The following is a 17,511-nucleotide window of genomic DNA, read 5'->3' as shown; positions in this document are numbered from 1 at the left end:
ATCAGGTTCCTGTAGCAGTGCCTGAGCTGGTATTGTTATTTCCTGTCAAACCAGATTGTTTCATGTAAGCTGAAGCTCCCATCCCCGCCATGCTGCCGACAGCTCCCCATCTGGCAGAACTCACCTGCTGTTTGGCCATCAGCTCGGCCATATCCGTTCCGGCCTGGTTTGCTGCCAGTGAGCTGTAACCGGACATGGCACTGGCCTGCTGGCCACGTCCGGTCTGCGCCAGTCCCATCATGCCGGACATATACTGGTCTTCAGCAGACTGTAGTCCGGCCATGGCTCCCATGGCTCCGGCGGCACCGCTTTGTTGCTGGGCACTCTGGCTGGCTCTGGCAAAACTGCCGGACCCCGGCTGCATCCCGGCTCCCACTGTGACAGTGCCCGGCGTTTGCATCCGGGCAGCATTTACCGCCTGATCTTTGGAGTACTGTTGGTAGCCAGCACTCCGTTTTCCCTCAACCTCCTTAATAACCTGGTTTTCGAGCGGGACATAATTTTCCTGGTAATCCGCCCACATACTTTCTGACTGCTCAATGAGTGCTTTCTCATACTCGTTCTGTTCCGCATAATCAGGATCACTGCACATCGGATTCCTCCTCTGTGTCCTGCCGGAGCTTCATCACTTCGGCATAGTACGCTTCAAAGGGTTCGTTATCATGGTAGATGGCCTGACGGATCGCCAGTGCTGCCTGCCGTCGCCAGACAGGACCACCGACAATGCCGGCTACATGGATAATAAGATCAGTAGTGACAGAGCGAATGATGTAGCTGACCTGCAGGTCACGGTCATCACCCACCGCTTCCAGGGTGTTGGCATCCAGCCAGGTCATCAGGCAGTGCTGCACCACCGGCATTAATTCGAGGTAGTGTTCCCGGAAAAAGGGACTGGTGGGGATGTCAATCAGGGCCAGCGTCATCATCTGGTTGACCCGGCTTTTTGTCACGGCTTTATCACCGTCGTGTAAGTCATCCCAGATTTGCGATACGGCACTGTAGGCGTTCACCAGATCAATCGCGCTCTGGTTTTCTTTCAGCCAGTAGCGGATTAACTGGCGTTCTTTATCTGGGAGCATTTTTTAGTTATCTCATTATCAACATTCATTCTCATCCTGAGTCTTTCATTAAACCGTTTTAGCGTAGTGTCTGACAAAGTGCATATCCCTTTAGAGTGCATAGACAATAGCTCTCTCTCTACATCACGGACAAATAACCAGTCTGTATTATTTAGTTGTTTTTGAGACTCTGAAAGACCTTCAGCACTCTCAGTGCTTATTACAGAAACATGAGAATTTTTGAATTTTTCATAAAAATGGCTACTATTTTCATTATCAGAAATAATAATAATTTGGTCATAATCCTTATAAGGTTGTTTCTCACCATACTCTATTTTATAATCAGATACGTTTTCACCGGTAAGTTCTATACCATCTAATATTCTTAATGACATATAGTTAGAAATATCGTTCTTTCCATAGATATAAATATTAGATCCATATAATTTATCAATAAAATATGGTGATCTTCTGATGGTTTTATTCATATATAATTCCTGTTTGAATCTATAATCGTAAAAGTTCCCAGTCTGTTTGAAACAAACTTTATATTTTTATAATCCCCTTCGTAATCAATATTAATATCCAGATTAACGATAAAAGAAGTGTATGCACCAATTACTGTATCGTATGGTATACCTGCTGACGTATAACATCTTATTGTTGAGCTATTATATGAATACTCTATTACACCTTCAGGAATAACAGAATCAAAAGGGCTAGGCTCAATCCTGGCATTAATCGTTTTTAATAAAGTCTCATGATTGTTTGGATTTACTCCATATATTTTCAGAGTAAAGTCAAAATCATCTTCAGTGCTTGCCCCCGGGGATGGACAACTGGAGTTCCAGTAAAAGTCTATTGCTCCGTTAAAACTTATCTTCGGAGAAATTGTATGCTTAATATTCCTTTCAAAGTTGTTATAAACAGGCTCTTCTGTATTACCGTCTCCCCACATATCATATCCTTCTCCCATATATCCGGCGGACGGAATAAAAAACTCAACCTCGGTTACATCTTCTTCTTTTTCATAATGGTAAGAGTAATCAGCTAAACATAAAAACCGGATGGTTCCTACCCCTTTATCTGCTTCTGTTGGTTTAGTAATACTAACTCCGCTGTCAATAATTAATCCGCCTTCAACAACAGACCCTCTGATTATTGACCCTTCTATAGTTCCTCTGGCATACAAATCAAAACACTCAATAACACCTATTTTATTTATAATCCATCCTGCAGTCCCGGCTTCATAATCATCACTGCGGATAACATTCCCGATCTTGGCATTGGTAATGGACGCATCACGGATATTGGCTTCCACCCAGTCCGCCGTTCCGCCGGTCAGCTTATCAACGGTCATGTTGCCGATCTGGGCATCAGTGATGGACGCATTTTTTATAAAGGCCCCGTCCATCACTACCCGGTTTTCTTCTGCATCTACAGCGAAGGTGAGTTCTTCAGAGCCAGGGGAACCGACACCAAACACATCCACGCGCCAGAGTGCAGTAATAACGTCACCGTCGTTGACCAGTCCGAAACCACCGACATAGCCGTCCACATCCAGTTTGACCGTGTACTCAGCCCGGATTTGTTCGAACTCATCTTCAAATACCTGAAACTGTTGTTCGATAGCACCTCTGGTGTCTTCCAGATCCAGTTCAACGGTGCTTACTCTGGATGCCAGCTTTTGCTGATCACTGACAATCACCTGCATTTCATCACGGACACCGGCAAACCCGCCGTCCATATCTGCTGCCAGCGTAGTGATCTGACTGGCAAGGGCTTCATCTTCTGTTACCCTGGCTTCCGACTCGGCAATGATGGCCGCCGTGTTCTCGGCGATCCGGGGGATTTTGCCGATCTCACTGCTGAGAAGATCATTAAGGTGAGATTCGTTAATCCTGCCTTCAAGGTCTTTCAGCACCCAGTCCGGATCAGTAGCGGCGGCAGCGGATACCCCCTTTGTAGCGTGCCACGGTCCGATAATGTTCTCACCGCCGGACTGTTTAACGATCCGCACCCAGTAGTATTTTGTGGTGTCGTCACTGCCCAGCACATCCTGAAAGATATTGCCCATGGTGGTGCCCACCATAACAGCCATACCGACATCATCTTTCTGCGCCCGGTGAATCTCAATATGATAGTAATACGCCAGGGCCGGATCGGCCCATGTGATATAGATGGCCGTCATGCCTCCGGAGGCCTCAACATCCGTCAGCCCCGGCGGTGGCGACATATCCAGCGGTTCATCCGGTGGTACAGCCGGCTGGTAACTGCCATCACCCTGCGCCGATTTTACCACCACTTCGGCCTGTTCCAGGTCCTGCCAGGTCAGCCATTTCCCTTCATTGCTTTTCGACTGTCCCAGACCGGAGCGCAGCGTTGTTGTTACCTGTTCCATCCACTGCGACTGTTGCGCTGAGGCATCAGTCGGAGCATTCACCAGGCCCGGGAAACGTCTATTCAAGCTCATTGACGGACTCAGCAATACAGAGCTGGCGAACTTCATCAGTGCCACTCAGTTCCACCTGAAACTGCCGGCTCTGATAACCTGACGGTAGCCGGAATGGTTTGTCATCCGGCACCGGACACTGGTATTTCAGCTGACCATCTACGTACAACCGGAATATCAGGTCCTTATAACTGATGGCCTCAATTCGGGCACATCGAAAACACATCGGTTCCGGCACGATGTTGATTCTGCTGCGCCATGTGTACGTCAGTGCCTCGCCACTGTCCCATAATGCGATGGCCTCAATCCCGGGATCATAAACCAGCAGGCTGTCCAGCAGTCCGTCATGGTAGTGCGCAGTAAAGTGCTGGTCGGTGAACCGGATACCGGCATCAAGCTGTTGCGGGTTGAGAATGAATGAGCCTTTGGTGCCGTCCCTGCCGGTAAAGCTGACAATCAGAAGGTCTTCATTAACGGCACTGATCATGCTGGACGGATTCAGTTCCTGCCATTGTCGTCGGGTGATCAGTCCGTCTGTCAGTGTTCTGGATGCACCACTGGCAATAATCACCAGTCCGTCCGGGGAAGCATAGATACAGCCGAACTGACCGGATACGACAGAGCGTTTACTCAGGCATCCCTGATTCATTTTCAGTTCAACCACGCTCATGTTTTCCGGACTCTGGCCGGTAATGATATACGGGTTTTTCAGAGTGACAGCGACAATATTGCTGTCGGCCTGCCCCAGCCCCACCACCGGATCAGGCAACGGATACCGGGCAAAAGGCGACCAGGCATGGGGAATGTACGGTTCTGACAGGCACACTTCGTTTTCACAGGCACCAAACATAATGCCGTTGGTCAATACGCACAGAGAGTGCATATCCTCCAGCGGCGGATTAAAACTCTCGCTGACCAGCAAATCCCCGGGAATCTCCGCGTCGGGTATAGTGTCCTCATACTCCGAATCATCGGCACCCAGTTCCGCCACCATGGCAAACTGTGTCAGTCCGCCGCTGTATATACGACGGTACAGTCGTTTCGAACCGGCAGGATACGGTCCGGATGGCAGTACATCAATATTCCTCAGTCGTACCCCGAATCCTGTCTCTGCCGGCACTGTGACGATTTCACTGGGAGCACTGGGAGCACTTTCCATTTCCAGCGAACCGAGCTGATGGATAAATGTGAGCACGTAATCCCTGTCAGTTTCGGTCGAGGCATCAATTTCAGGACCCTCTTCTCCTTCAGGCCCGGTTTCACTCTCATCTTCCGGTTCTTCCTCTTCAGGACCGGTCGGACCCTCCGGGCCTTCCGGCCCGACCTCACCTTCAGGGCCGGTCGGTTCTTCGTCTTCAGATTCTTCATCTTCAGATTCTTCATCTTCAGATTCTTCATCTTCAGATTCTTCATCTTCAGATTCTTCATCTTCAGATTCTTCATCTTCAGATTCTTCATCTTCAGATTCTTCGTCTTCAGATTCTTCGTCTTCCGGTGCTTTATACATTCTCTCAGCATAGGGAGCGAACTCCGGGGCCGGAACACCGAGTCTGTACGATACGTTGGGCAATACGCCATCTCCGGTGGCGACGGAGTTGTCGGTGTATCGGGGAAAATCCTCTCCGGTCCAGTACGTCAGATGCTGGCTGTTGCCTGCTACCGGACCGCGCACACAGTCAACCACTTTGTCCCAGCTGAACATCCAGCCGGATGCCGGATCGCCGGCTTCCGGTGCGAACCGGTAAATACTCAGCTGGTCATGTGGTTTAGAGGCCTCACAGAAATGCCGGGGTTCATGGAACGGCTGCAGGGTGCCACGCTCCAGCACCACATTCCACGCTCTGGTCGCATTACCCTGATCCAGCAGTGACGGGTCAGTCCGGGGTATTTCGCCAAGGAACCGGTTAAACAGCAGTTTCATCTCGGCACTTTAGTCACAGATTTTACCGCCCACATGGCACCGTCCTCGAACGCATTCATGGCCAGTGCCGTACAACGACCGTCTTTACCGGTTTCGTCAATCAGGTCAATCAGCTCTGCGGCTTTGGTTTTGATCCGTTCAACATCAAAATTTCCGGACGGATTAAACCGGATACCGACACGCCACTGGCCTTCGGTGAGTTTTTGTTCAGTCATGGAATTTATCCTTTCGGACAGGGAGGACAGGCAGGACACTGAAAATTGTTTATGCGGTCCCTGAGACCGCGAACATCAGCATCCAGCTCAGTTTTCAGTTTTTCAGATTCGCCCCGTAACGTACTTTTCGTCAGCTGCTGATCAGCATAATAACTTTCGTTTTTCAACCGGTTAGCCATACGCCGTTCAACACTGATCACCCAGCCGATACCGGAGCCGATTACTGCAACAACAGCCACAATAGCCGCCACATCCATCTTACTTTTCATCAAATAAATCCCTGTAGGCCGACAGGTACATGTCCGGTGTCGCTTTACCCAGCTCTGTATTCCAGTATTTTTTCGCGTACACCGCCAGCTCCTTCAGCTGGTGCGGTGCCGGCAGTGGTGCCGGCAGTCGCAGAAAAAATATTCTGGCCATGCCGGTTGCGAACCAGAAATCAAAAATCATTCGCTCCGGTGGACTGGGGAATTCATCCGTCATATACCCCTTTTTCCTGGCATACAGGCTGACATCCTCATAGGTGGCCGGTTCCATCTGAAAAGCACCGATGGCCGGGCCACCATGCTGTCGGGTATACAGGAATTTCCCGGACTCATGGGCAGCAATCATGCACAGCAGCCGGACAGCGGATTCACTGTCCGGCAGGCCATAAAAATCCAGTGCCTGTTCAATCATGGAACGGCACACATCGGCTTGTGGTGTCATTTTTACACTTTCACTGGGAGGAGATGGTTATCCCTGGTCAAATATGACGATCAGGTTGCAGAATTTTTCATACTCAAGATGTAACTGAATGTCGTTCAGTCGATTGCGGAAATTAGTGAAATCGTCCTGCGCCACGCTGATTTCTGATTCGCACTGCTCAGCGGTCATTTCCGTAACAGCACTGGCGCTGCGTTGTATTTTCAGTGTTGCCTGATGAATATGATCAATCGCCTCCGATATTAACTGTCCGAACGGAGTTGCGGTATTGTATGTAATGCGGCTCATGTCATTTGCTCCCGAACGAATTGATTAATCGTTTGCTGTTCCTGTTTTGCTCTTGCACGGATTTGTTTTGTCACCCGGTCTTTTCTGGCCTGGCCGTTGCTCAGGATGATCCGGCTGACAGCGAGCAGACGCTCGCTGGCTCTTTGTTTCTGCAGCAGCTCCCGGTGCTTATTCACAACGTCTGTCGCCCAGTCCGGCAGCGTGCTGATTGTCTCATTCTCCTGGCCGGTGTATTCAGTGTGGCCGCTGCTGTCATCCCACTGCAGAGCGTACAGGTTGTCCGGGGTAAGGTCGGACAAGTCGAAATTCAGGGCATCGGTATCAACAACGACCAGGTTATGTGGACGGATGATAATCAGGTGCATGGTTATTTCACTTTAACGATCAGTTTTACGGTGCTGCCGTTATTATCTTCCAGATGCAGACTGTCTTTACTGGTTGATCCACGGTATTCGCCATAATAATCGGATAAACTGAAAGTGTGCTCCTTACCGTCCACAGATATACAGGCTTTTGTGATTTGCTCAGGATACATGATCATAATCGTGGTACCTCCCCCTTCACGGCTATATAACAGGGTTGAAATATATCCTGATGGTTGATTGTGAAACTGGTTTTGTGTAATTGAACCGCATTGTTCATGTATAAATCCATATCCGTAATATTTACTAATCAAAAATTCAGCGTCCAGCATGTCACGGAACAGTGTCAACACTCCGAGGTTGTACCACTGGCCATCATGTTTTACCGATACGTCAGGAGATACCCAGTCGCCGCTATTCTTTACAAATACTGCGGCATCTTGCCACTGCCCTTCATGTTGTACATTCATACTTTGAACCATATATCGCCATCACTGCCACCGGACGGGTCGGAGGTGGAGATGGTGATTTTACGTTTGCGGTCACTGTCCAGCACCGGTTCGGCACCTACATCCTCAGCAGTGGGTTTGAATCCCTGATGGTAAACCCGTTTCCCTCCCAGAGACAGCTCAACCGGTATCTGCGGGGTCTCTGCTCCGAGTTCATCAGAGCGGACACTGAACATCCAGGTACAGCAGCCCTCAATGCCGGTAAAGGTTAGGTAGGACTGCAGATACCCTCCTTCAAAATCCGGACTGCCGTGGGTGGACTCACTGTAACGGTAGAGTTTCTGGTATCCGGATTTCTGGTTCAGCCGGCCGATAAGGTCTGTAGCAGTCAGTGAGCCATCTGTTATTTTCTGGTTGCCGGAGTTACCCAGGGCACCGATGTCGGATGGTTTGGGTTTATAGCCTTCGTGATAGACTACATGCCAGCTGCCACTAACGCTTACCTTCAGCTTGTCCGGTTCAGTAATATAAAAGCAGCAGTCTTTCAGGAATCCACCATACCAGCCGGTCAGCCGCAATGCTCCAGGCTGCCCACCGGTATTTTCGCCACCGGAGAATCCTGCCTGCAGATAAGCAATACCTTCATCGTCGCCACATTTGCTGTTGGTATTTGTAATCCTGATCCGGCTGTAAGTGCTGCCGCCATTAAGAATCATGCTGTTAATATCGGATATTTGGGAATTACCGATGGTTGATACCGCACCTGTATCCGCCGCAGTGGGTTTAAAGTTCTCATGGTAGATTTTGCGCCAGGCACCATCGAAGACCACTGCGTCGCCATCATTCAATATGCCGATTGATCGTTTATTCCCTTCTGAGTCCAGTCGTCTTATCAGTACTGCACTGGTGGTTACAGCAAATTCCCCTGTGTATTCTGATGAAGGATGCGTGATCCGGTACTGCCGGTCTGAAAGGCCGGTGATATTGATATAACCTTTTACGTCGCCACCGGTATCGGATAAGACACTCAGTGCTTCAGGTGTCGGCTTATTGCCTTCGTGATAAACCCTTCGGTAACTACTGTCACCTTTCTCTTTTACCCGAAGCTTGTCTTTTAACGTAAGCACACCGATTTCTTCACCGTCCTGCCGACAGGTCATCGTCGCTGCAGTCAGTCCGTTACCGAAAATGGCATCAGTGTCGCCCCTCATGGCTTTGAAATACTGAAAATTTTCGCCGTTGCTGATAATCAGGTTGCCGGTTATGGTGTTATTGCCTGTCGTTGATACAGCACCTACATCAGCCGCCGTTGGCTTATTGCCGGTGTGGTAGGCTTCATTCCCGTAAAACTGCACACTTTCTGACAATATGCTCAGGTTGAAAGGATAAGAACTACTGCCACCTGAGGTGCCGTCTTTACGGATAGAAAATCCGGTGCCGTGAGTAACTATTGTCCAGTCTTTATTTTCTTCACTGCTGGTATCCTGAAATCTGAGTACTGCGGCGGCACTGTTAGACAGTGTTATCGTTTTTCTGAAATGCGGATACTCAGTGGGCTGTGCTCCTACATCCGCCGCCGTAAGGATGACCTCGCCCTGCTGGCCATTGACCAGCCAGACCTGATCTGAAGTATCAAGTACAAACCACTCTTTGTTCTCCGGGTCCCATAGCAACTGATCACCGGCATTGGCATCCTGTGCCAGTGCTTCTATAGCGATTGTAGTGGGACGGATGGCAGATATGTCGGCGTTACTGATCCGATACCACGGTACTGTCGTTCCTTCCGGTTCCGGTGGCAAATCATCGGCCAGATTCCACGATCCGGCAAATACCATGCCGTTGGTTATGCCGGCGGCAATACGTTCTGCGACTGCGGCCCAGTGCAGGGCGGAATAATCGTTATCCTGTACCGGGGTATTCTCTGTTTCTGTGGCCCAGCGTTTGGCCTGAGCTTCGGATTCGGCAGAATGGACGGCAGACGTTTCCGAGGCGGTGGCCGCTTTCAGGCTGTTCTGCTCCGCTTCAGAGGCAGTGGTTTCTGATGCTTTTGCCGCCTGCTGGCTGGTCAGTGATTCCGCTGCGGATTCCGCTGATTTTGTTTCTGCCGCCACCGCCCGGTCACGCGCCGACTCAGCACTGTCAGCGCATTCACAGGCGTTCTGTTTCAGTGCCTGAGTACTGGCCTGCAGTGTTTTCACCTCCTCATGGCGAAGCATGGTGTCAGAATGCAGGCTGTCGGTAGCCTGATACAGTTCCCCGGTGCTCCCGTTCAGTACCTCTGATTCATCGCGGTACTGCCCGGCCAGCGCCCGGCTGCTGTCAGCATCACTGGCGGCACTGCGAGCCTCATCCCGGTACTGCTCCGACAGATCACGGGCTGCCGTGCTGTCCTGACGGATATGTTCCAGCAACACGATCTGGTCCGGTGACACTACAGAGACCTGAGCCTCGATCTGCAGTATCTCATCCGGCAGTATCTCAGCCACCAGTTGACTCAGGACAATCTCAACCTGTAACGCCTGTTCAGTCATGGCTGTCACCATGGGAAACGTCGGCAAGCACGGTAATCGTTGCTTTTACCAGCGTCTGTGTAATGCCATTGCGCTGACACTGAATGTCCATTTCATAACTGGTCGGTAGCAACTGGCGGGTTTCAGCGGCAGGGTAAAGCAGGTCAATCCGGCCGGCTCTGGAATCGTCGTTCGCGTCTGCCACCTTAACGACCTGCAGCACCTGACGGTTCCCTTGATCATCGAGTGCCGGCTGATCGGGTAACTCAGACGACAGTTTCATGGTAGATGTAAACTCCCAGCCGGTGATGTCAAGCGCCTCTTCCGAGTCCTTCACCTTCACCAGCACCTGCAGGGCATGGTCATCACCGCGATAAAACGGCTGCAACTGTATCAAAGCCATGATCGCCTCCCGGCGGTTTCAGTCCCGGTTGAAAAGCCTTTAATGACCATGAACCGGGCCCGGCTCAGTCCCTCCTGATACACCGCCTCAGAGACAGTGGCCCGGCGACTGTTGCTCCATTTTTTATCAGGAATCACCAGCAGCTTTGCTAACGCGCCGTTAATGATGGCCTGATCAAATTCCATCAGCCGGTCATCAAACTCATTAGTAACTTTTGTCGGCTGCAGGATCAGTGTACCGGTGACTGCCACCGGACGCACAATATCACTGGCCGGCACAAACCGGACCCGTTTGTCGCTCATCATCAGGTAATACAACGGCTCACCACTGGCCTGTCGCCAGTTGTTAACATTGCTGTCCAGCCATGACTGAGATTTCATCGACAGCAGACTGCCGTTATACACCAGGGTTATTACCGTCAGCATTTCAGTATTCTCAGGCACCGGCAGAGTGTAAATGCAGGTTTCCGGAGCCTGTTCACTGAACGGCAACAGGGTAATAGGTTCCATTTCATGTTGCCAGTAGTGCGTGTTCCAGCAGAAATCACGGATGGTGTTAATCAGGGCCTTGTTGACCTGTCCGATCGGGCATTCAGGCGTTTCAGCCACCACTTCCGGAGACAGGTCGGTGAGTTTTGCCATGATAACGACTCCTTATCCTGCGCTTTTCTGGCTGGAAGCCGGTGCCACCATGACATCAGCCTGTGTTTTTACCTGCAGAATCTGGTAGAACTGCTGACTGTGAGCACTGGCCTGTTGCTGCGACTGGGCATTACGTGAGTCCAGAGAGAACAACTGGTACAGCATCCACTCGATTACAGCCGGACTGTATTTCTCCGGCAGGGGAAACGGATCGTCTGCGGTGTTGACCACATCCGGCATCAGCGAGTAACCCAGCCTGATCACCCGTCCCTCCTTTGCCGGCGGGTACACATAAAAGACATCCGGAATTCGTCCGTCATACATGACTTCAAGAACATCGTCGGTCGGGTTCATGTGCATCCAGTCCGGATTTATCCGGTCAACATCACGGCGACTGACCATACGGATCGGGATTCCGGATTCATTGTAATAGGTGTCGATCAGGCGCAGGCCATCATCCGGAATACGCTGTTGCGCACCTTCCTTCAGGGTGACATCACCGATCGTGCTGCAGGCATCAGGACGGCAGATAACCACCATGCGACAGGCGTTGTTCAGGGCATTAATCAGGTCCGGTTCGGTCCAGGTAACATTCGATGTGTCGCTCAGGATAAACGACACTGTGTTAAAAATATCTCTGACCATTATTCAGGCCGGCTCTTTTCAGGAGAAATCCCTTCCTCAATAGTGCGTACCTGCACATTAAACCTTGGTACATTCCTCTCAATGACACGATCATCTGCCGTTGTTTCCATTTCTGTCTGCACTGCGTTCTCAAAAATACTCAGGAATTTACGGGGCAGCTTTACCCAGTGATCGCGCTTGATCAGGACACTCTCACCGTTAAGGCTGGCAAAGACATCGTGTTTTTCATGGGCCTGTGATCCGGCCATGACCTTAAACCACACCCGTTCGTTTTTGGCCTGCACCGGAGACGGTGCAGAGGTTTCAGGTTTTCCTTCGCCCGGATATGATACCGGTGCCGGCTCCGGTTCTGTCTCCGGTTCTGTCTCCGGTTCTGTCTCCGGTTCTGTCTCCGGTTCTGTCTCCGGTGTGTTTGCCTTATCTGCTGAACCGGCTTCCTGAAACTGTTGCACCATAATCATACGGCGTATATCAGCATCAGGGGTTTCATCAACCACCTCAATACCACGGTTGGTACAGATGACATTCAGTTTCGGTCTGGACAGTGCCTCCAGTTCATCCATAGTGTACTGTTTTCTTGCGGCCATAGCGGATCATCAGCCGGATTGCTCCGGCTGTCCCTGTGTCAATGATGGGATTAAGAAGAAACGGCGACTTCGGCCCGGACCATCCAGGCATCGTTGAGGATGCAGGCAGTCTGGTAGGCTTTCCATCCGGCATGGCCACGCTGTGCCAGCGGATCTGAGTCAGAAGGTTTAGGGTTGACCACCATAGGCCGGACTGCCCCTTCGCCTTTCAGCGGGATAATGCCATACGCATCTTTGGCGACATAAAGGATGGGGTAAACATCGGCTTTTTCACCACCGGTTGACAGTACAGCGGCCTTGCCGGCTTCTTCACCACTGATGGTACCACCCTCACCTTCCCAGCCTTCCAGAATGGTGCTGGTGACGTAGCGCATATCCTCTACCTTACCCACCTCAGACTCAAACGGCGGCATGGTGCCGTAGTTCTCGACCGGAGTGAAACCCTTAATATCACGGATGTCATTCTCGCAATCCGGATGACAGATAGCGATATAACAGGCATTGACCGGTTGGGTAGCATACGACGGAGTTGACTTAATCACCCGGGTCATCTTACGGGCATCCTGACGTTTGAGCTGGCGCATAATCCTGCGCTGCAGGTCAAGGTCAACCGTGCCCACCACCTTATCGCGGCTTGCAACATTGCCGGCATAGAACACATTGGTGCCGGCACGGATCACATGAAAACGCACGGTTTCCAGCATCTGCGCACTCTGCTCACCGAGGATGTCCACGGCTTCCGACAGTACCGGGTCTTCATGGGTATCCTGAATTTTATCGGTGATCTGGATGCGATCACCATATTGCTTCAGGACCGCCTTAATGTCAGTGGTCTGGAGTTTACGGGCAGACGGTGTAACGCCTTCTGTCAACGGGGTTGGTGTATGAGGGAAACGCTCAAAACGCCGGAATGTAATAGTGTCTGAGTGTTTTCTGGGCAGCGGCCTGGGCTGGCCGAACTTTTCAATAACCAGATACGGAATAGCGCGTTTCAGCAGCCGTTTGCTGGCATAGGCCGCAGTACGGGGGCTGATGTCACCATAGTCAGTTGATTCTGCCATGACGTGTTACCTGCAGGTATCCGGTCAGTCATCAATGCTGTCATCACTGAAATAGTTCCAGCTGCCGGAAAAGTCGTTGGCATCAGGCATTCCGGATTTGCCGGTAATATTTGAGGGCGACCGGCTCCGGCCGGGAACGGCCAGAGCATTATTCACTGTTGACGAACTGACAGGAGGTTCATTTTTTCCAGCCGGCTGACGACCGTGTTCTTTGTAATCAGTGACCAGATCAATGATCTGTTCAGCAGACCCGTTCTGATAGACCTGCTGATAGGCTGATTTCAGGGTCGGGTTGGGCTGACCTTCAATAAAGTCAACGATCTGCTGTCTCTCGTTAGCCAGCAAATCATCATAATCAGGATGAGCCTTTAAGATGGTGTCCTCGAACTCCTTATTCTGTTCGCTGACAGAAATATGGGTCTCGGTGGTTTGCATCCGGTCATTCAGTTGTCTGACCTGCCGGCTCTGCTGCTCCAGTAACTCTGCCTGTACCGGATAATCTGCCGAGAAATCTTCCCAGTCCTCCTGTGACCATCCATCCGGTAGAAACGTATCTTCTTCAGGCGTTTCCGGCTCATTGGGGGTCTCTCTGGATAAGATTTTTTTCCGCAGATCTTCGACGTGTTCCTCGAATTTCGTTAAACGGCCTTCGGCACTGCGCAGCTTGTGTTTCAGCGATGCGATATCATCTTCCGGTGCAGGGGGAGCTTCCGGATCGGGCTCTTCAGCCGACGGAGTGGCTTCAGGTGAGGCTCCGTCGCCGTCTTTATCATCCGACCAGGCTTCACTCCAGGCCTGCTCATCCTCATCGTATTCAGGTTTTTCAGACATTGTTCGGGCCTGTTCAGGTATCCGGTCTATAATGAAAACCGGCTTTTTACTGCTGACGTAAGGTAACTCGCCACTGCAGCCGGAGAAACAGGCACCCTGCCGGCTGCTTTTATTCCTTCTCTACCATCAGGTCAGCCAGAAGTGAACGCACACCATTTGCCGCAATCCAGTGGGTTCTCAGGGTTTCTTCGTCATTGCTCAACACCATGTTTTCCTTTTCTCTCTCATAGACTGCTGAAAAATAATCGAGCATAGCCATATATGTGACCGATTCATGGTTTTCACGCAGAGCATAGAGGGCATCTTCAGCCCTGTTGTGCCATTCCTGCATTGGTAAATGCCTCTTTTGGTAAACGATCCGCTGCCTGGCGAACCAAAGCAGGCGCTTGTTTGTAGAGCTTATCCAGCAACTCAGTGAGCTTCTGCAACTGTTGTTGCTGCTGCTGTATCTGGTTCCGCAGTGCTTCGCGCTCGTCGTACTCCTGAGGAGATAACAGGATTTCAGTATCCAGCAAATCCCGCACCTTGAATATTTCTTCCAGCAGTTTCCGCGCGTCGATATAACGCCCGTACTGCGGGTTAGACAGTAACGGCAGTAACTGATCGAGCTGACCGGCCCGTAGTTCTTTGGCTACCAGTGAGCTGGAGCCTTTTGCTATGATCTCAAAATCACCTTTAATATACGGGTCGTCATTAAACTGCATGTTCCACTTGTAAAAACCGGAGACCACCGGACGGGTAATGCCCAGGTCAAAATTGGTGATCTGGTCTTTAACATCGAGGTTAGCACTGCCCATTAACATGCTCAGGCCAGACGCAGTGCGGCCTGCGCCGCCACTCTGCTGACCTTGCATAAACGCCGGCAATGTATTTTCATGTATCTGTGTTTCAAAGGTTCCCTTCAGGGCCAGAAACTCCTGAATGCGGCTGTTCACCTCTACCGACCGCAGCGCAGGATAGCGGGAATCACCACGACGGAACCAGACACGGTTGGGCCAGATGTCACGGACGCGCTCGGAAGGATGCAGCAGATCAGTATTCACCTCATACTGGGCACCTACTGTGCTGGCCATGTTATCCATCATGGCCCTCATGGTGGCATTCAGGGCGGACTGGTCATCACGTATGATGGCCGGCACACCTTCACCCCAGATAGAGGATTCATCTTCTTCGAAATGGTAGATATGGTACGGGTGATCCATCCCCTCGATGGGGGCAGCACCGAAACGGATGACCTGATGACCGATGACCCATGCCTGCACCCAGAATGCCTCCATAGGGTCCGTCTCAATGCCGATGTCGCGCAGTTGTTCATTGCTAAGTACTCCCCAGAACTCAAGTACCTCGTAACGTCGGTCTGTGCGGCTGTCCATACTGGTTGAGCTGGTGTTCTGGGCATCCAGCTGCACCTCGTAATTCATGGGTTCTGCATCCCCGTCCGGATACTCACTCAGGTAGTAGCTGATCAGTTCCTGATTGAAGTTCGGGCGCATAGTAAGGTCTGTGACCTGATGCCGGGTCATCACATGCCGCTGAAAACAAAATTCCATATCCTCTATACACCGGGCCGCAGGGTCCGGATACCACGCCCATACCGGCACCCACTCGATATAGGGCATGAGCTTTTCAGTCATCTCCATAAACCACTGTCTGCCATCAAACGCCCATTTAGGCCGCATGTGCTTTATGGCTAACGGGGCTTTCAGGATGCCGGCACCGAAGATGTGACCGGAGTGCAGCACCTTTTTACAGTTTGCTTTGTAGTTCAGCTCTGCCATCTGGTCAGCAATGGTAGTGCTCATCCGGTCGCAGGCTGACCGTGCTACGGCTATGGCGATATGGCGTAACTCTTCGCTGTCCAGTTCCGGAACATAACCTCCCTGCTGCAACATCTGTGCCACCTGTTCCGGAGGCTGGTTACGCTCCTGTGCAATCTGTTGTACCTGCTCCTGAAACATGGCTGTCTGACGCTGAGTGATCATCTCCTGAGTGACAGGAGTCATCACAACATCAGGCTCGGGGGTACTCTTCAGTGACCAGTTACGGTCTTTTCCGGAAGGAAACAGCATCTCCATCATACGACTGTCGTAGGCTTTGACTTTGCGCCTGGTCATCCGGGAAAACAGTTTTGACCGGCGTTTTTCTTCCTTCAGCTTCTGCCATTCAGCGGACTCATACAGGCCTTTGTACTGCCGCAGGTCCTGTAGCCAGCAATCTTCGACTTCATGCCGCTGGCCTTTGACTTCATCGAACCGCGCCCTGAGCCAGAGACCCAGTGCTTCCATTTCGAACTGAGTTTCAGGAGGATGCGGATACTGCGTCTGCGCGTTATCCGTTTCCGGAAAATCAGTAGCCGACATAGCTGGCTGGCTGGTATCCGCTGTCACCGGCTGCATAGCCGTACTCCGTGCTGGAAGGTAAAACTGAATCGTCGTATTCCCGACCGGCCATCAGGCACAGATATTGCAGGCCGTCGTGAGGATGGGAATAGCGGTTTTTGCAGGGTTTATCACGAAACCGTTCATCCCCGGAGACCTGAACACGCTCGTACTTGTAACCACCGTTGAATCCCTTGCGGATCATACGGCAGCGTTTATCAATCAGAATGCCGGGCATACCGTCCACCATCCTTGTCAGAAAATGACGAACGGCATTCAGCCTTGGCTCAATCTTGTTAGTGGGAGCTGAGATCGTAGGGATACCGGCATCATTGAGCACCTGAATACAATTCTGCTGGTCCGTCTGGGACTCGGCACTGCCGGCCGGATCGCCGACACTGATGCCTACCGGTAATTCCGGGAAGTTTTCAGCGAGGTGGGGACGGACAACAATTTCAGAAAACTGCTGCAGTCCCATGCGTTCCGCCACCAGTTCGCCCAGCAGCAGCAGCTGGCCTCTGGCTGTAACCTGCCCGATGATACAGGCCGGTGTTAAACCAAAGTCCCAGCCCAGAATGAGAGGCCGGTCTTCCGGTTCCAGTGGCTTCTCAGAAATATGAATGGTGTCGCTGTATTCAGGATAAACCGGCAAACCATCCATAACGGTGCCGTATCTTCCTTCTATATATACCTGTATCCACTGGTCGGATTTCCCCCCCACCTGATTACGCCAGTAGTCATAACCCTGCGCCAGATTCTGTACATTCTCCGCCAGCGGGTTATTCAGCCATTCACCGTCTGCATTCCTGATTAAGGCAGGGGGTTGCCGAAAGAACTCCCAGTTATCAGGGGTTTCCATTTCTGCCAGCCTGTACCACCAGTGATCATCGTCCGGCGGGTTGGTGTCCATGATCATACAGGATCTGGTAGGACCGCCAAGACGCTTCGGCGGATACCGGCCCACACGACCAGTTGCGGCATCAACAATAGATTTACGGATTTCTC

At 51.3% G+C, this 17,511-nt stretch carries 21 protein-coding genes; all 21 read right to left on the bottom strand.

The features are described 5' to 3' along the window. Position 1: 1 nt before the first annotated feature. Positions 2-592: a hypothetical protein gene (locus ACOQOZ_RS00375; protein ID WP_420588247.1), complete on the bottom strand. Its 591-nt coding sequence runs from the start codon at positions 590-592 to the stop codon at positions 2-4. Then, a complete protein-coding gene (locus ACOQOZ_RS00370) occupies positions 582-1,079 on the bottom strand; it encodes a hypothetical protein (RefSeq protein WP_420588246.1) in 498 nt (165 codons plus the stop codon). The genes ACOQOZ_RS00375 and ACOQOZ_RS00370 overlap by 11 nt, the downstream gene beginning before the upstream one ends. Further along, positions 1,052-1,546: a hypothetical protein gene (locus tag ACOQOZ_RS00365; protein WP_420588245.1), complete on the bottom strand. Its 495-nt coding sequence runs from the start codon at positions 1,544-1,546 to the stop codon at positions 1,052-1,054. The genes ACOQOZ_RS00370 and ACOQOZ_RS00365 overlap by 28 nt, the downstream gene beginning before the upstream one ends. Beyond that, positions 1,543-3,567, bottom strand: a complete 2,025-nt coding sequence (locus ACOQOZ_RS00360) for a phage tail tip fiber protein (protein WP_420588279.1) — start codon at positions 3,565-3,567, stop codon at positions 1,543-1,545. Before ACOQOZ_RS00360 ends, ACOQOZ_RS00365 begins: the two co-directional genes overlap by 4 nt. Then, positions 3,518-5,431: a hypothetical protein gene (locus ACOQOZ_RS00355; RefSeq protein WP_420588244.1), complete on the bottom strand. Its 1,914-nt coding sequence runs from the start codon at positions 5,429-5,431 to the stop codon at positions 3,518-3,520. The genes ACOQOZ_RS00360 and ACOQOZ_RS00355 overlap by 50 nt, the downstream gene beginning before the upstream one ends. Continuing rightward, positions 5,428-5,646: a DUF7681 family protein gene (locus ACOQOZ_RS00350; RefSeq protein WP_420588243.1), complete on the bottom strand. Its 219-nt coding sequence runs from the start codon at positions 5,644-5,646 to the stop codon at positions 5,428-5,430. Before ACOQOZ_RS00350 ends, ACOQOZ_RS00355 begins: the two co-directional genes overlap by 4 nt. Before the next feature lie 5 nt (positions 5,647-5,651). Next, positions 5,652-5,915 carry a hypothetical protein gene (locus ACOQOZ_RS00345; RefSeq protein ID WP_420588242.1) on the bottom strand — a complete coding sequence of 88 codons (264 nt, stop codon included), beginning with the start codon at positions 5,913-5,915 and terminating at the stop codon, positions 5,652-5,654. After that, the gene (locus tag ACOQOZ_RS00340; RefSeq protein WP_420588241.1) at positions 5,905-6,354 is read right to left on the bottom strand and encodes a hypothetical protein; all 450 of its coding nucleotides are present in this window, start codon (positions 6,352-6,354) and stop codon (positions 5,905-5,907) included. The genes ACOQOZ_RS00345 and ACOQOZ_RS00340 overlap by 11 nt, the downstream gene beginning before the upstream one ends. Positions 6,355-6,381: 27 nt before the next feature. Next, the gene (locus ACOQOZ_RS00335; RefSeq protein WP_420588240.1) at positions 6,382-6,639 is read right to left on the bottom strand and encodes a hypothetical protein; all 258 of its coding nucleotides are present in this window, start codon (positions 6,637-6,639) and stop codon (positions 6,382-6,384) included. After that, complete coding sequence (locus tag ACOQOZ_RS00330; RefSeq protein WP_420588239.1) at positions 6,636-7,004, bottom strand: hypothetical protein; 369 nt, start codon at positions 7,002-7,004, stop codon at positions 6,636-6,638. Before ACOQOZ_RS00330 ends, ACOQOZ_RS00335 begins: the two co-directional genes overlap by 4 nt. 2 nt (positions 7,005-7,006) lie before the next feature. Next, positions 7,007-7,471, bottom strand: coding sequence for a hypothetical protein (locus ACOQOZ_RS00325; protein ID WP_420588238.1), 465 nt, complete (start codon positions 7,469-7,471; stop codon positions 7,007-7,009). Next, the gene (locus ACOQOZ_RS00320; protein ID WP_420588237.1) at positions 7,468-9,981 is read right to left on the bottom strand and encodes a hypothetical protein; all 2,514 of its coding nucleotides are present in this window, start codon (positions 9,979-9,981) and stop codon (positions 7,468-7,470) included. The genes ACOQOZ_RS00325 and ACOQOZ_RS00320 overlap by 4 nt, the downstream gene beginning before the upstream one ends. Next, the gene (locus tag ACOQOZ_RS00315; protein WP_420588236.1) at positions 9,974-10,363 is read right to left on the bottom strand and encodes a hypothetical protein; all 390 of its coding nucleotides are present in this window, start codon (positions 10,361-10,363) and stop codon (positions 9,974-9,976) included. Before ACOQOZ_RS00315 ends, ACOQOZ_RS00320 begins: the two co-directional genes overlap by 8 nt. Beyond that, entirely contained in the window at positions 10,354-11,004 is a 651-nt protein-coding gene (locus ACOQOZ_RS00310) for a hypothetical protein (protein ID WP_420588235.1), read from the bottom strand. Before ACOQOZ_RS00310 ends, ACOQOZ_RS00315 begins: the two co-directional genes overlap by 10 nt. A 12-nt stretch (positions 11,005-11,016) precedes the next feature. Continuing rightward, a complete protein-coding gene (locus ACOQOZ_RS00305; protein WP_420588234.1) occupies positions 11,017-11,649 on the bottom strand; it encodes a DUF6682 family protein in 633 nt (210 codons plus the stop codon). After that, positions 11,649-12,212, bottom strand: a complete 564-nt coding sequence (locus ACOQOZ_RS00300; RefSeq protein WP_420588233.1) for a hypothetical protein — start codon at positions 12,210-12,212, stop codon at positions 11,649-11,651. The genes ACOQOZ_RS00305 and ACOQOZ_RS00300 overlap by 1 nt, the downstream gene beginning before the upstream one ends. Before the next feature lie 74 nt (positions 12,213-12,286). Beyond that, positions 12,287-13,297, bottom strand: a complete 1,011-nt coding sequence (locus ACOQOZ_RS00295; protein ID WP_420588232.1) for a N4-gp56 family major capsid protein — start codon at positions 13,295-13,297, stop codon at positions 12,287-12,289. 24 nt (positions 13,298-13,321) lie between these two features. Continuing rightward, a complete protein-coding gene (locus ACOQOZ_RS00290; protein ID WP_420588231.1) occupies positions 13,322-14,128 on the bottom strand; it encodes a hypothetical protein in 807 nt (268 codons plus the stop codon). Positions 14,129-14,237: 109 nt separating this feature from the next. Continuing rightward, positions 14,238-14,459 carry a hypothetical protein gene (locus ACOQOZ_RS00285; RefSeq protein WP_420588230.1) on the bottom strand — a complete coding sequence of 74 codons (222 nt, stop codon included), beginning with the start codon at positions 14,457-14,459 and terminating at the stop codon, positions 14,238-14,240. Further along, positions 14,434-16,524, bottom strand: a complete 2,091-nt coding sequence (locus ACOQOZ_RS00280) for a portal protein (RefSeq protein WP_420588229.1) — start codon at positions 16,522-16,524, stop codon at positions 14,434-14,436. Before ACOQOZ_RS00280 ends, ACOQOZ_RS00285 begins: the two co-directional genes overlap by 26 nt. Then, positions 16,475-17,511 (bottom strand): hypothetical protein (locus ACOQOZ_RS00275; protein WP_420588228.1); only part of this gene is annotated, 1,037 nt, incomplete at its 5' end. The genes ACOQOZ_RS00275 and ACOQOZ_RS00280, both read right to left, overlap by 50 nt.

It is taken from the genome of Bacterioplanoides sp. (assembly GCF_965219715.1).
In the GTDB taxonomy this organism is placed as follows: Bacteria; Pseudomonadota; Gammaproteobacteria; order Pseudomonadales; family Oceanobacteraceae; genus Bacterioplanoides.
Note: the sequence above shows the minus strand (reverse complement) of the source record. Positions and strands in the feature narration are given on the sequence as shown.

What these genes read in the sequence shown, in the direction of transcription:
- ACOQOZ_RS00355 (WP_420588244.1), bottom strand. Translation starts at nt 5,431, where the DNA reads ATGAAACTGCTGTTTAACCGGTTCCTTGGCGAAATACCCCGGACTGAC.
- ACOQOZ_RS00370 (WP_420588246.1), bottom strand. Translation starts at nt 1,079, where the DNA reads ATGCTCCCAGATAAAGAACGCCAGTTAATCCGCTACTGGCTGAAAGAA.
- ACOQOZ_RS00365 (WP_420588245.1), bottom strand. Translation starts at nt 1,546, where the DNA reads ATGAATAAAACCATCAGAAGATCACCATATTTTATTGATAAATTATAT.
- ACOQOZ_RS00300 (WP_420588233.1), bottom strand. Translation starts at nt 12,212, where the DNA reads ATGGATGAACTGGAGGCACTGTCCAGACCGAAACTGAATGTCATCTGT.
- ACOQOZ_RS00285 (WP_420588230.1), bottom strand. Translation starts at nt 14,459, where the DNA reads ATGCAGGAATGGCACAACAGGGCTGAAGATGCCCTCTATGCTCTGCGT.
- ACOQOZ_RS00340 (WP_420588241.1), bottom strand. Translation starts at nt 6,354, where the DNA reads ATGACACCACAAGCCGATGTGTGCCGTTCCATGATTGAACAGGCACTG.
- ACOQOZ_RS00310 (WP_420588235.1), bottom strand. Translation starts at nt 11,004, where the DNA reads ATGGCAAAACTCACCGACCTGTCTCCGGAAGTGGTGGCTGAAACGCCT.
- ACOQOZ_RS00305 (WP_420588234.1), bottom strand. Translation starts at nt 11,649, where the DNA reads ATGGTCAGAGATATTTTTAACACAGTGTCGTTTATCCTGAGCGACACA.
- ACOQOZ_RS00335 (WP_420588240.1), bottom strand. Translation starts at nt 6,639, where the DNA reads ATGAGCCGCATTACATACAATACCGCAACTCCGTTCGGACAGTTAATA.
- ACOQOZ_RS00295 (WP_420588232.1), bottom strand. Translation starts at nt 13,297, where the DNA reads ATGGCAGAATCAACTGACTATGGTGACATCAGCCCCCGTACTGCGGCC.
- ACOQOZ_RS00315 (WP_420588236.1), bottom strand. Translation starts at nt 10,363, where the DNA reads ATGGCTTTGATACAGTTGCAGCCGTTTTATCGCGGTGATGACCATGCC.
- ACOQOZ_RS00280 (WP_420588229.1), bottom strand. Translation starts at nt 16,524, where the DNA reads ATGCAGCCGGTGACAGCGGATACCAGCCAGCCAGCTATGTCGGCTACT.
- ACOQOZ_RS00290 (WP_420588231.1), bottom strand. Translation starts at nt 14,128, where the DNA reads ATGTCTGAAAAACCTGAATACGATGAGGATGAGCAGGCCTGGAGTGAA.
- ACOQOZ_RS00360 (WP_420588279.1), bottom strand. Translation starts at nt 3,567, where the DNA reads ATGAAGTTCGCCAGCTCTGTATTGCTGAGTCCGTCAATGAGCTTGAAT.
- ACOQOZ_RS00325 (WP_420588238.1), bottom strand. Translation starts at nt 7,471, where the DNA reads ATGAATGTACAACATGAAGGGCAGTGGCAAGATGCCGCAGTATTTGTA.
- ACOQOZ_RS00350 (WP_420588243.1), bottom strand. Translation starts at nt 5,646, where the DNA reads ATGACTGAACAAAAACTCACCGAAGGCCAGTGGCGTGTCGGTATCCGG.
- ACOQOZ_RS00345 (WP_420588242.1), bottom strand. Translation starts at nt 5,915, where the DNA reads ATGAAAAGTAAGATGGATGTGGCGGCTATTGTGGCTGTTGTTGCAGTA.
- ACOQOZ_RS00330 (WP_420588239.1), bottom strand. Translation starts at nt 7,004, where the DNA reads ATGCACCTGATTATCATCCGTCCACATAACCTGGTCGTTGTTGATACC.
- ACOQOZ_RS00320 (WP_420588237.1), bottom strand. Translation starts at nt 9,981, where the DNA reads ATGACTGAACAGGCGTTACAGGTTGAGATTGTCCTGAGTCAACTGGTG.
- ACOQOZ_RS00375 (WP_420588247.1), bottom strand. Translation starts at nt 592, where the DNA reads ATGTGCAGTGATCCTGATTATGCGGAACAGAACGAGTATGAGAAAGCA.